This window comes from Diplocloster modestus (assembly GCF_019042245.1).
Classification (GTDB): domain Bacteria; phylum Bacillota; class Clostridia; order Lachnospirales; family Lachnospiraceae; genus Diplocloster; species Diplocloster modestus.
Genome location: NZ_JAHQCX010000006.1, coordinates 89,828 through 103,427, shown reverse-complemented (window position 1 = coordinate 103,427; position 13,600 = coordinate 89,828). Strand labels below are relative to the sequence as shown.

Genomic DNA, 13,600 nt, shown 5'->3' with positions numbered 1-13,600 from the left:
TTTTTACACCTGACTGTCTCGGGGGAATGTTCTTTTTTATAGCTATGAATTCTTTCGCCAATACCCTCAAAGAATAATCATCACAAGTGGGAAAACCTTTGAATATAATATGGTGTATCATATTCTTGATATGATTTATATGAAAGGAGTTTTCTAAATGCCGATAAAATTCGACAGTATACCCTGTCCATTCCAGGGACCAGGCAAAGAAAATCCCGCTTTTATCGGCGGATATGATCTGATCCGTCCCACCGATAACCCGACAGACCCGGATTACTGGATTACGTCAGGTACAACAGAGGTATACGATGCGGCATATGACAATGGTGCAGGCGGTATGATCCGATTTGAAGACCGCCTTCAAATATCAAAAGGAGCCGTGGGAGGATGCGAAGCTGCAGTGACGCTTGATGTAAAAGCAAAACCTCTCGTGTTTTCCTATTATCCGCCGCATTCTTTGGATGTAATATTCGTTCTTGACGTTACGTCCAGTATGATGAGCGGAAGCAGCCGCAAGATGGTTCTGGCGAAAAGAGCGTTGATACAGACAATCAATATGCTTTGGCAATCAAATAAAGACACTGCTGTAACCATTGTCCCCTATGCGCGCGATGCGTTTGTACCGCTTCCAGGGGGAGGCTTGGCCTATAATTATCTGGGGACCTTTTTCACATGGAGAAGGAGTACCACGACCGGCCATATGATAGGACAAATTCTGGGATACCGTAATAATGCGTATGTAAACACAACAGATATCCCCACGTATATGGAACAGTCCGCTCCTATGGCTGAAAATATACAGCAAAGCCTGTATAATTTCTATAACTATTACAAAATCCAATATTCCGATATTTACAATTCCGACGGTTCTGCAAAGCCAGATACTATTTTGCAGAACTATCTGAATACGATATACGCATCAGATCCGTCAAAATACACCGGAAACTTTATAGAAGCAGTAGCATCAGGCACACCGCTGACATCCGCACAGCTTCCGTATAGCATGAATGATACGGGATATGAAAATAACACCATTCTGGACAATTTGATCTGGGCGATCCCCTATGGCGAAGATACCAACACGGAAGCAGGATTGAAAGAATCGTACACCCTTCTGCACACACCGGGTTTTGCGCAGTCGGATGATATTTATCGCCGGGCAGTGATTCTCATTACAGACGGCCAGGCTAACCGCTCCATCAATCCGGAGTATGCGGGCACCTACGCCGTGCAAACGAGTGTGAACGATGATTTTGTGCCGGATATACCGGGCGGTCTGTGGAAATATTTCCTGTACCTTCAACAGACGGTGCCAACACTGATCGGGGAAATTAACAACCGGTCAGCGACAAATGAGGAACTGATTATAGCAATGCAGCGCGCGTATGAAATAGGCCGGCGCATTAAAGATCCTTCCGACGGTAACGCTTCCCTGTTTGTACTGGGAATTGAGATAGATGCCCAAACACCAGGCCCATACACCCGGCAGGATGTGATTGATATCATGAGTACCATTGCCTCTACCGGAACGTATTTACGGCAGGCTGTTGAGCAGGGGGCGCCAAGCCCCATTATTGAGGAACTGGAACGGATTATACAATTTATGCTGGTAGTTTCCGGAGGAATAAGCGCTACCATACACGATGTTATCAACACCGCGCTGTTTGAATATGTCCCCGATTCTATTCGGATAACAGGAGAACAGGACGGCATAAAACTGAAATCCGTCAATGAACCGGAGATTACCGACCCCGCTGATCCAGGCTACACTGCTTATGTAAAACCCGCGCTCTTGCCGGATGTAGGGAATGCCAATGTATCAAACGGTGTTATTACGGTGGTTCTCGGACAAATCCCTTTTCCGCCAATGTCCCCGGAGAGCGAGATAATCCTGCACCTTAGTTATCAGATTAGAAATAAAGGGGCAGCTCACGGCGATCATCTGCATACCGACAACGATGGGGAAACCTATGTAAGCTTTATCGAGCCGAATCACCTGACTGCTTCCACACCGGATTTAAGCTATGACAACGAGCCGCGCACACTGTTCTTCCCCACGCCGATCGTGGCCTGTGATTCTGATTTTACCGTGGAAAAATTTGTGGGTGCTTCGCCTGACAATATTATTTTTAAGACAACACAGATTTCGGTGTGCCAGCAGGCGTATTATCGTGTGGTGGTTACTAATTATACAGATGCCCCGCTTGTATTCCCGTTGCTGTATGATTCCCATGGAGCGCGGACGATAGAACAGGCCGTGGCGGATGCCGGACGCCGGATACTGGCACAAAACTTTACCGTAGCCGCCAGGGATTCGCTGGAATTCACATTCCAATACCCGATCACCTGTGAAGATACCTCAATCAGTGATTTTGCTGTTCTGGAGACAGAAGGCAGAAGGCTGTATGATCAAGCAGGCGTTCTTGTGCAGGAGGGGTTTGGGTCTTATACTGTACAGTATCTGGATCATTGTACCGGGTGCAGGATTCATCCGGATAAACTAGTAGAACCTGTTTCCCTTTGTGCAGATATTTCCGTGATATCCGAAATCATACAGATTCCATGTTACTGTTTTTTATGTGCCCGTCCTGAGCGTTTGTCCTTATGCGACGGACAAAATATAATCAAGATTTATTACACGCCTTGTCAGCCCAAAGGCTGTAAAAAATGCTGCTGTATGAAATGATGCCATACCAGGTGCGGTGATCTTTGCGGAGCTGATGCCTGTAAGGTATCCAGCCAGGAAACAGCCGGGATAGTCCCGGCTGTTTTTTGTTTCATAGGAAAGTGCTCCTATGAAATAAAAAACGCTCCGCGGGATCGCACTGCGGCGGAAAGGAAGATGCCGCTTACGCGGCCCGCCGCAGGCGGAGAGTTTCGCAAGCGAAACTCTTTTTTAAGCTCTGGTGTCCGGACTGCCGGAAGCGCCTGCCCTACAGACAGCTGTCTCCTTCGGGGATGGCGCCTCTCTTTGGAAAAAGCGCGTGACAAATGAAGCCTGGTTCGGTAGAATAAGGGTTAGGATTTCCGTGTAAGATAAGTATAAAGATAAGGAAGTGTACAGAATGTATGTGATAGTAGGCTTGGGTAACCCTACGTTAAAATACGCAAAGACCAGACACAATGTGGGGTTTGATGCGGTGGATCTGTTGGGAAAGAGGAACCATATTGCCATAAATAAGAGGAAGTTTAAGGGGCTGATCGGTCAGGGGAAGATCTGCGGGGAGCAGGTGGTGCTGGTGAAGCCCCAGACCTTTATGAACTTAAGCGGGGAATGTGTGCGGGAGGTTATGGATTTTTATAAGGGGAAGCCGGAGAACGGGCTGGTGGTGCTGTATGATGATATTTATATACAGCCGGGGGAACTGCGGATCAGGCAGAAAGGAAGCGCGGGCGGGCATAATGGGATGAAGAATATTATTGCGCATCTGAAAACCCAGGATTTTGTGAGAATCAGGATCGGGGTCGGGGAGAAGCCGGAAGGTATGGATTTGGCGGATTATGTGCTGCAGAGGTTTCCAAAAGCCGAGCGGGCGGAGGTGGATGACGCGCTGCTGCGCTCGGTAAAGGCGATTGAGGAAATTCTTTCGAATAATGTAGAAGCAGCCATGAATAAATATAACCAGAGGAAAAATTAGAGGTGTAGGTCGTGCAGACTTTTTTGGATCCCTTCCTTCAATTGAAGGAGTTTGAGGACATTAAATATAAACTGAAGAAGAATCGGGGGATTTTGCAGATTTCGGGCTGTATCGATTCCCAGAAGGAACATCTGATCTATGGATTGTCCCGGGATCTGGCAAACCGGGTGATTATCACCTACAGTGATCAGAAGGCGAAGGAAATCTACGAGGATTACCGGTTCTTTGATCGGAATGTCCTGCTGTATCCGGCCAGGGATTTGATGTTCTATCAGGCGGATATCCACAGTAATCTGCTGGTCAAGCAGCGGATGGAAGTGATCCAGGCGCTGCTGACCCAGCCGGATGTGACGGTGGTTACGACGGTGGATGCCTGTATGGAACATGTGCTGCCTCTGAAGGCGTTCGAGGAGCAGGTGATTCGTATTCAGGATACGGGGAAGCTTGACCTGGATGAACTGAAAGTCCGTCTGGTGAGTCTGGGATATGAGCGGACGGCGCAGGTGGAGGGCAGCGGACAGTTTGCCGTACGGGGTGGGATTATTGATATATTTCCGCTGACAGAGGAAACACCGCTCAGAATCGAGTTGTGGGACGATGAAGTGGATTCGATCCGCAGTTTTGACGTAGAAAGCCAGAGGTCCATTGAGAATTTGCCAGAGGTGCGGATTTATCCGGCTACCGAGCTGATTCTGACGGAGGAACGAAAAGCCGGAGGGCTTAGGGCTATCGAGAAGGACAGTAAAAAGTATGAGGCTGCCCTTCGCAAGCAGATGAAGACCGAGGAGGCGCACCGTATTCATACTGCGCTTCAGACACTGCGGGAAGAGCTGGATAATGTAAATGGAAATACGGGGGTGGACAGTTATATCCGATATTTTTATGAGGATACGGTCTGCTTCCTGGAATATTTTGACGCCTCGAAGACGCTGTTCTGCCTGGATGAGCCGGCCCGGCTGGCGGAGAAGGGCGGCGCGGTGGAATTCGAATTCCAGGAGAGCATGATGACCCGCCTGGAAAAGGGCTATGTGCTGCCGGGACAGGTTCATGTACTGCTGCGTTTTGAGGAATTTCTGGCAAAGATTCATGGACGGAACAGCGTGGCTTTCTGTATGCTGGATCAGAAAGTGGAGCAGTTTAAATTCAGTCAGAAATCTTATTTTGAGGTCAAGTCGGTCAATCCTTACAATAACAGCTTCGAACTGCTGATCAAAGATCTGAAGCAGTGGAAGAAGAGCGGCTATCGGGTGTGCCTGATGGCTGCGTCCAGAACGAGGGCCAGAAGGCTGGCCGAGGATTTCCGGGAGTATGATATCAACAGTTTTTATACGGAAGACCTGGACCGTCCGATCGCTCCGGGCGAAGTTATGGTGGTCTATGGACAGGTGCACCGGGGATATGAGTATCCGCTGATCAAGTTTGTGGTGATCTCGGAAACTGACATTTTTGGAAAAGAAAAGCGGAAAAAGAAAAAGCATACGACCTATGAGGGACAGAAGATCCAGAGCTTCTCTGATCTGAGTGTCGGGGATTATGTCGTACATGAAAATCACGGGCTGGGCATCTACCGGGGAATCGAAAAGGTAGAAGTGGACCGGGTGGAAAAGGATTATATCAAGATCGAGTATGCATCCGGGGGGAACCTGTACATCCTGGCCACGCAGCTGGATCTGATCCAGAAATATGCCGGCGCCGATGCGAAGAAGCCGAAGCTAAATAAGCTGGGAACCCAGGAGTGGAGCAAGACCAAAACCCGGGTACGGGGGGCGGTACGGGAGATCGCGAAGGATCTGGTGGAGCTCTATGCAGCCCGCCAGGAAAAGGAAGGTTACTGCTATGGACAGGATACGGTCTGGCAGAAGGAATTCGAGGAAATGTTTCCGTTTGAGGAGACGGAGGACCAGCTGCTGGCTATCGAGTCGACCAAGCGGGATATGGAAAGCAAAAAGATCATGGACCGTCTGATCTGCGGGGATGTGGGCTACGGAAAAACGGAGATCGCCTTAAGGGCGGCATTTAAAGCGGTACAGGAAGGAAAACAGGTGGTATATCTGGTGCCCACCACGATTCTGGCACAGCAGCACTACGCTACTTTTACCCAGCGGATGAAGGATTTCCCAGTTAGGGTGGATCTCATGTCCCGGTTTCGGACGCCTGCCCAGCAGAAGAATACGATTCAGGATCTGAAAAAGGGATTTGTGGACATCGTGATCGGCACCCACCGGGTATTGTCCGCAGATCTTGAGTTTAAAGATCTGGGGCTTCTGATCGTGGATGAAGAGCAGCGCTTCGGTGTGGCTCACAAGGAAAAGATTAAGAAACTGAAGGAAAATATCGACGTGCTGACCCTGACTGCCACGCCTATCCCTCGAACACTTCATATGAGCCTGATCGGGATACGTGATATGAGCGTGCTGGAAGAGCCTCCCATGGACCGGATACCGATCCAGACCTATGTAATGGAGTATAACGAGGAGATGGTCCGGGAGGCGATCAATCGGGAGCTGGCCAGAGGCGGCCAGGTATATTATGTATATAACCGGGTAAACACCATCGATGAGATTACCAACCAGGTGGCCGGTCTGGTGCCGGAGGCCAATGTAGCCTTTGCCCATGGCCAGATGAAGGAACACGAGCTGGAACGGATCATGTTTGATTTTATCAATGGGGAGATCGATGTCTTAGTGTCCACCACGATCATAGAAACCGGTCTGGACATTCCCAATGTAAATACGATGATCATTCACGATGCCGATAATATGGGGCTCTCCCAGCTCTATCAGCTGCGGGGACGGGTGGGGCGTTCTAACCGGACCGCCTACGCGTTCCTCATGTACCGGCGCAATAAGATGTTAAAAGAAGTGGCGGAGAAACGTCTCCACGCTATCCGTGAGTTCACGGAGCTGGGAAGCGGATTCAAGATCGCCATGCGGGACCTGGAGATCCGCGGCGCCGGCAACCTGCTGGGCGCAGAACAGCATGGTCACATGGAGGCTGTCGGATACGACCTTTACTGTAAAATGTTAAATGAGGCAGTGAAGCAGGTCAAAGGTACGCAGCCCGAGGAGAGTTATGACACAGCCATTGATTTGGATGTAGACGCATTCATTCCGCCGACCTACATCCGAAGTGAATTCCAGAAACTGGACATCTACAAACGGATCGCCGGCATCGAAAACAGCGAGGAATGTGAAGATATTCTGGAAGAGCTGATCGACCGTTTCGGCGAGCCGCCGAAGTCCGTACAGAATCTGCTGGAGATCGCCAGGCTGAAAGCCCTGGCCCGCAGTGTCTATGTGATAGATATCGCCCAGCGCGGAGACGAGATCCGATTTACCATGTACGAAAAGGCGCATGTGGATCCGGCCAGAATACCGGCGCTTCTGGAAAAAGAAAAGCAGTCATTAACGTTTAAGGTGGAGACGAATCCTTACTTCACCTACCGCAAAGTAAATTCCAGAAACGAGGACGTCTTTACGATCGTGAAAAAACTGTTAAATGAGATAAAGTCGTTGCTAAATTGAGAAAAACGGGCTATAATTAAAAACGGTTGTATGGATTTTTGCGGTGCCCTTAGCATCGCATAAACAAAGCAGTATCCCGTTTCCTGTAGGGGCGGGTGATAAGAGAAACTAATAGGTACTAGGAGGATATCATGAAATCTGGAAACAAAAGACTGGTTACGGTGATCTGCACATTCTGCGTTCTGGCGCTGGCACTGACCGGCTGCTCTGCAGGTGTGAAAGCGGACGCGACAGTAGCGACATTAAACGGACAGGAAATCAAACTGGGGGTTGCTAATTTTTATCTGAAATACCAGCAGGCCCAGATGGAGACCTATTATAAACAGTATATCGGTGAAGACATGTGGAATCAGTCCACCGGAGAAGAAGGTAAGACTTACGCATCTTCCACAAAAGAGGGTGCCATCGATACCATAGAAACAATGTATCTGCTCCAGGAGCATATGGGAGATTACAATGTTTCGTTAAGTGACGAGGAAATGAAGAAGATCAGTGACTCCTCTGCCGCTTTTCTGGAAGCCAATGACAAAAAGACGCTGAAAGCCATGAGTGCAACCCAGGAAACTGTGGAAGAGTTCATGAAGCTATATACGATTCAGAAGAAGATGTACGATCCCATGACCGCTGATGTGGATACGAATGTCAGTGATGAGGAAGCGGCCCAGAAGAAGATCAGCTACGTATTCTTCAATAAGACCAAAACCCAGGACGCGGAAGGCAATTCCGTTGACACTACAGATGAGCAGAAGGCACAGATTAAGAAGCAGGCAGAAGATGTTCTGGCGCAGGCCAAGGAATCCGGCGACTTTGATGCTGCTGCACAAGCAGTAGAGAAAACGGTCAATACCGGTACCTATGGTTCTGACGATACGCTCTATGACGATCTGATAAAAGAGGCGGCTGATAAGCTTGGCGAAGGTCAGTTCGCGGATTTGATCGAGACGGACACAGGATATTATCTGGTGCGTCTGGACAGCAAGTTCGACCAGGAAGCTACGGATACAAAAAAGGATTCCATCGTCAGCCAGAGAAAATCGGAAGCTTACAGCGCGAAGATACAGGAGTGGAAAGATGCTGCTGATTTCCAGGTGGATGATAAGGTTTGGGGTAAAGTGAATTTTGACCAGCCGCTGGAAGTGAAGATGGCTGATGCACAGCAGTAATCGAATTATATTGATCGTAATATCTGTTATATCTAATTTGAAAATAGAAAAACTATAAATCAGACCTCTGGACAGGAAGGGACAAACTTCCGGTTCAGAGGTTTTTTAAAACGCTACTTATTTAAAATAAAAGAATCAGAAGCATATACTCCTGATCCCTTTTAGCGATCGATTCATTCTCAAATGGATACTACAATATACGGATTTCTCCTTTTTAACTCCTGAATCAGCAATTCCTTATCCACCACAGCGATCATCATCTCCTGCCGGGTTCCGCGGATAACCAGCCTGTCCAGAGAAGCCGCGCTGGAAGCGATCGGATTATGTGTTTTCCTCACTTCTTTGATGGACGATATTTCCATACTGTCTTTAGAAAAACCGAAATACAGATAAATTTTATCGTCCCGGATTTCAACGCGGTTCCGGATCAGGATCGGCAAAAATATGAGATTCATAATAATAAGAACCAGCACAAGAACCAGCACGCTGTCCGGATCAACCAGCAGCTCATATAGTGTAAACGCATTGGCCGCGATCACAATGAGCCAAAACCAGATCGCTGTCTTTCCTTTTATCTTAATCATAGTCTACCTCATTTGAAGATCCCGTCTACGTCGTTCTTCTTCTCCATTATATACGAAAAACAGAATCTGTTCCACACCTTTTTTACTTTGAGCGATGTAAAAATATTCGATTTCATTCAACTAAAAGAAGAGTCGATTCGGAGAATAATTTCCCTCATTTTACAGATAATAGCATCATTGAAGATACAAGTTGAATAAATGATAAAAGTAAAATGGAGGAAAATGGCATTATGAAAGCGACCGGAATAGTAAGAAGAATAGATGAATTAGGGCGCGTGGTAATCCCTAAGGAAATTCGAAGAACACTCCGGATCCGTGAAGGTGACCCACTGGAAATCTTTACGGATCGTGAAGGTGAAATCATATTAAAGAAATATTCTCCCATAGGCGAGCTGAGCCTGTTCGCGAAACAGTATGCGGAGTCGCTGGCTCACACGACAGGACACACCGTATGCATCACGGACCGGGACATGATTATCGCGGTGGCCGGTGGTTCCAAAAAAGGTTTTATGGAACAGCCCATCAGTAAACAGCTGGAAAGTATGATTGACGAACGTGAAACCCTGCTGGCCAGCAAAGACAACCGGAAATGCATCAAGATCCTGGCGGAAGATCCTGAAGAGTATACGGCCCAGGTGGTCAGCCCCATAATCTGTGAGGGGGACGCCATAGGAGCCGTCATACTGTTCAGCAAGGATGCCAAAGTAAAAATGGGAGAAGTAGAACAAAAAGTAGCCATGTCGGCAGCAGGTTTCCTGGGCCGGCAGATGGAACAATAGGAGGTGCCACATGCTAAAAGGAGAACTGCCGATCGGATTTACCATGTCACTGGCCATGGATCTGGAAGCCATGAACTGCTATGCGTCGCTTCCGGAACAGAAGCAGGAAGAATTGATCAGTTACGTGAGTCAGCCTGGTGAAGGAGATGAACCAAAAAGGCGGATTGATCAGGTTATCAGCCAACTCCATCAGCATCAGCTGCCTGACAGTTTTCGCTGATAGAGGTTTTCAGATCATGATATTCTTCCAGGGTCAGATCAGTCTTGGTCAGATACATGGAAAGCGGCTTAGTCACATACCGGATATGCCACGGTTCCCAGGCGTATCCGGTTATTTTTTCTTTATGCCGCGGATAGCGCAGTATAAATCCATAGAGGGGAGCATAGCGTTTCAGCCATTTTCCCTCCTGGGTATCGGCAAAACCGTCCACAAGGTCAAGCCCGGACGCTTCACAGGATATATCCAAAGAGAGCCCGGTCTGGTGTTCGCTGCCCCCGGCCGGAGCGATATATTTACCAACATGCACCGGACCGGCTTCCCTCAGCCGATCCGCGACGATCTGCGCCTGTCTTTCATAGGAGCGGTAACCGGAGATGCCGTACAGCGTAATTCCGGCAGCAGCAGCCCGCCCAAACAAAGCTTCTGCGGCCTTCGCCGCCTCCTCGCGCATCCATCTTTTCGGATCGCCGGGGGGAGCATCAAAGGGAATGCGGACCTCTCTCAAATCCAGGGGAACATAATCTTCCGGAAGGCGGTTCGTCTTATTGACCAGGATATCGTAATTCTTATACAAAGGAATACCTCCTTCATGAGGATTTAAATTCATTATATGCGGAGGAAACCAGGAAAATACACGACGAAGGGACGGAGCAGTCTGCTGCGGTGCTGCCCGGGAAGAAGGGTATAAAAACGGGATGCTCACCGCATCCCGTTATTCTTAAGACTGGCTCATCTGCTCCAGAAGCTGGCTTTTTATTTCATACAGCCGGTTACTGAGATCCACATACACCTCGTGGGGGTTGATCAGACGCCGGGCTTCATCCCACAGGGTATCCAGCTCCCGCTGGCAATAGGTGCGGATGTCCATGACCTTCGGGGATTCGTAGATACACCGGCCGTCTTTGAATACCTGGGTCATCATCTCGCGCATTACATAGGTTCCGCCCTTTAATGTGGTTTTCTTCCAGGTTTCGATGGGATCGAAGATCTTCAGGTCCTGGGCGGGATCAAACTTGTCGTCCACCAGGGCGATCAGATCTGCTTTGATCTTGCCGCTGTCTTTCTCGTAGATCCGGTAGATGGTTTTGTTTCCGGGATTGGTAATCTTTTCTGTATTTTCAGATAATTTGATTTTTGGTATAAAGGTTCCGTCCTCCGCCTGAATGGCAGCCAGCTTATAGACGCCGCCGAAGGCTGGACAATCCTTGGAAGTGATCATGTTGGTACCGACACCCCAGGAGGTGATCTGGGCGCCCTGGGTTTTCAGGCTGTCGATCAGATACTCGTCCAGATCGCTGGATGCTGAGATTACGGCATCGGTGAACCCAGCGTCATCCAGCAGCTTACGGGCCTTCTTGGACATATAGGCCAGGTCGCCGCTGTCCAGGCGGATTCCGTAATTCTTTAACGGAATTCCGGCTTCGCGCATTTCCGTAAATACCCGGATCGCGTTGGGAACCCCGGATTTGATAGTGTCGTAGGTATCCACCAGAAGGGTGCAGGCATCCGGGTACATCTGGGCATATTTTTTGAATGCGGTATATTCATCGGGGAAACTCATGATCCAGCTGTGGGCATGGGTGCCCTTCACCGGCACATCAAACAGCTGGCCGGCCAGTACGTTGGAAGTACCGATGCAGCCGCCGATCATGGCAGCTCTGGCGCCGTAGATACCGGCATCCGGGCCCTGGGCGCGCCGCAGCCCGAATTCCATGATCCCATTTCCCTTGGCTGCATAGCAGACCCGGGAAGCCTTTGTGGCGATCAGGCTCTGATGATTGATAATCGTAAGGATCGCGGTCTCCACCAGCTGGGCTTCCATAATGGGGGCCACAACCTTGATCAGAGGCTCTCTGGGAAATACGACGGAACCCTCCGGAATGGCATAGATATCGCCGCTGAAACGGAAGGTACTCAGGTAGTCCAGAAAGTCCTCTTCGAAACTGCCCACGGAACGCAGATAATCGATATCTTCGGCGGAAAACGTCAGATTCCTGATATAATCGATCACTTGTTCCAGGCCTGCCGCAATGGCGTATCCGCCATTGGAAGGGTTTGTCCGATAAAAAGCGTCAAAGATTACTTTTTCATTGGCCTTGTTTTTGAAATACCCTTGCATCATTGTCAGTTCATAAAAATCTGTCAACAATGTCAAATTCATTGTACTCATATTTTCCTCCATGCGTGCGTTTTTCAGCACATACAGGTATGGGTGAACGCCTTTGGTTCAACCGTTCCTCCATGCGTGCGTTTTTCAGCACATACAGGTATGGGTGAACGCCTTTGGTTCCACCTTTTCCCCTTTTTTAGAACCTGTTTATTTTTGCTTTAGAGTACCACAGTTACCTGGAAATATCAAGTTTTGGGTTTTTATTTACAGCCAGCTTGGAGGGGACAGGCCCCTTTCTCCACATAGTTGCTTGAAACTTTAGCGTTACTGCCGAAAGATGCCAGTCCCCTCCCAGAGATATCTTAACAGTTATGGATGTATAGGAGTGCCTGTATGCCTTCAAACTGTTACTATTTCAGGCTGAAATTGTTATACTGTATAGTAATTTATTGGGGTGTGGATAAGGAATAAGCGGCACAGTCAGATTTATATTTTAGAATGAAGCCCATGAGTAGGAAAGGAGGCGCAAAATCGATGATAGAAGAATCACACGCGAAGAGCCGTGATCTTGCTGGCAAAAAGTCCGGGGTCATAGGAATCTTTGTAAATCTGATACTGGTAATGATAAAGGTGGTGGTCGGTGTGCTGAGTAACAGTGTGGCGATTACTGCAGGTGCTCTGAATAATCTTGCGGATTGCGCCTCGTCTTTTGTGGCATTTTTGGGCTTTTCGCTTTCGGCGAGGGAAAAAGATAAGAGACATCCATATGGACATGGACGGATGGAATATATATGTGGATTTGTCGTATCGCTGCTGATTTTATTTACCGGAATATCTGTCTTGATAGACGCGGTAAAACGGATGCGTAACCCGCAGCAAATTACGGTTACGGTTTTGACTGCCGTAGCGTTATGTATCGGTATCCTGGCCAAAATATGTATGGCATTGTATATGAAACGGCTGAATTGCAAAATCGATTCATCTGTCCTGAAAGCCATACGGATCGATAACCTGGCCGATGCTGTTGTGACTGCGGTCACATTGGCAGGTATTCTGGCGGCGCCCTATACTGACTTACCGGTTGACGGGATTTTAGGAATCGTCGTATCGGCTGCGATTCTGAAATCGGGAGCCGGATCTTTTGGGGATAATCTGGTTCTGCTGTTGGGTGAAGGCGCAGATCCGGCCACTGAGGAAGAAATTATGCAGATAGTTACAGAGTATATTCCGGCCAGATCTGTGGAGGAGATTTCCCTGCACGACTATGGTCCGGAAAACAGATTGGTCTATATTAAACTGAATTATTCCCAGACAGAGGAGAGCAGATGCGGTACCCAGACCCTGTCCAGCATTAAGCAGAAAATATAGCAGGAGCTGCAGATGGATGCTACCTTGTACTGGGATCTGTCTGAATTGGTAAGCGGATGAAGTGAGGGAAAACGGGAAGCCGGTAACTAAGCGGTGGGATGGTTTCTGTCTTGATTAAATTTTGACAGTTTATTTCGTATCGTTTGATTTTTGATCGTTTAGATAGTTTATTTCTAGTAGTTCAAATCTAACAGTCTATTTCTGATAGTCTATT

The 13,600-nt window shown here is 48.4% G+C and carries 10 protein-coding genes; 7 read left to right on the top strand and 3 right to left on the bottom strand.

From position 1 onward, the window contains the following. Positions 1–157: 157 nt before the first annotated feature. From KTH90_RS10805 to KTH90_RS10790, 4 genes are all read left to right on the top strand, one after another. Positions 158–2,686, top strand: a complete 2,529-nt coding sequence (locus KTH90_RS10805) for a vWA domain-containing protein (RefSeq protein WP_238726785.1) — start codon at positions 158–160, stop codon at positions 2,684–2,686. A gap of 379 nt (positions 2,687–3,065) precedes the next feature. Beyond that, positions 3,066–3,638, top strand: coding sequence for an aminoacyl-tRNA hydrolase (pth, locus tag KTH90_RS10800; protein ID WP_238726784.1), 573 nt, complete (start codon positions 3,066–3,068; stop codon positions 3,636–3,638). 11 nt (positions 3,639–3,649) lie between these two features. Continuing rightward, complete coding sequence (mfd, locus tag KTH90_RS10795) at positions 3,650–7,162, top strand: transcription-repair coupling factor (RefSeq protein ID WP_238726783.1); 3,513 nt, start codon at positions 3,650–3,652, stop codon at positions 7,160–7,162. A 131-nt stretch (positions 7,163–7,293) separates the two neighbouring features. Then, the gene (locus KTH90_RS10790) at positions 7,294–8,325 is read left to right on the top strand and encodes a peptidylprolyl isomerase (RefSeq protein ID WP_158352414.1); all 1,032 of its coding nucleotides are present in this window, start codon (positions 7,294–7,296) and stop codon (positions 8,323–8,325) included. A gap of 179 nt (positions 8,326–8,504) precedes the next feature. On the opposite strand, the gene KTH90_RS10785 is transcribed toward KTH90_RS10790, so the two are convergent. After that, on the bottom strand, positions 8,505–8,909 hold the full coding sequence (locus KTH90_RS10785; RefSeq protein WP_158352413.1) for a PH domain-containing protein: 405 nt from the start codon (positions 8,907–8,909) through the stop codon (positions 8,505–8,507). 230 nt (positions 8,910–9,139) lie between these two features. Between KTH90_RS10785 and spoVT the strand changes: the two genes are divergently transcribed. Both spoVT and KTH90_RS10775 read left to right on the top strand, forming a co-directional pair. Beyond that, entirely contained in the window at positions 9,140–9,688 is a 549-nt protein-coding gene (gene spoVT, locus KTH90_RS10780; RefSeq protein ID WP_158352412.1) for a stage V sporulation protein T, read from the top strand. Between the two features lie 10 nt (positions 9,689–9,698). Next, positions 9,699–9,908 (top strand): hypothetical protein, encoded by a 210-nt coding sequence (locus KTH90_RS10775; protein ID WP_158352411.1) that lies wholly within the window; start codon positions 9,699–9,701, stop codon positions 9,906–9,908. Here KTH90_RS10775 and KTH90_RS10770 read toward each other — a convergent pair. Then, positions 9,865–10,482 carry a M15 family metallopeptidase gene (locus tag KTH90_RS10770; protein ID WP_238726782.1) on the bottom strand — a complete coding sequence of 206 codons (618 nt, stop codon included), beginning with the start codon at positions 10,480–10,482 and terminating at the stop codon, positions 9,865–9,867. The two genes, KTH90_RS10775 and KTH90_RS10770, sit on opposite strands and share 44 nt — an antisense overlap. Before the next feature lie 144 nt (positions 10,483–10,626). Beyond that, positions 10,627–12,078, bottom strand: a complete 1,452-nt coding sequence (locus KTH90_RS10765) for a nicotinate phosphoribosyltransferase (RefSeq protein ID WP_158352409.1) — start codon at positions 12,076–12,078, stop codon at positions 10,627–10,629. A 474-nt stretch (positions 12,079–12,552) separates the two neighbouring features. On the opposite strand from KTH90_RS10765, the gene KTH90_RS10760 reads away from it, so the two are divergent. Then, positions 12,553–13,386, top strand: coding sequence for a cation diffusion facilitator family transporter (locus KTH90_RS10760; protein WP_238726781.1), 834 nt, complete (start codon positions 12,553–12,555; stop codon positions 13,384–13,386). Positions 13,387–13,600: the final 214 nt, after the last annotated feature.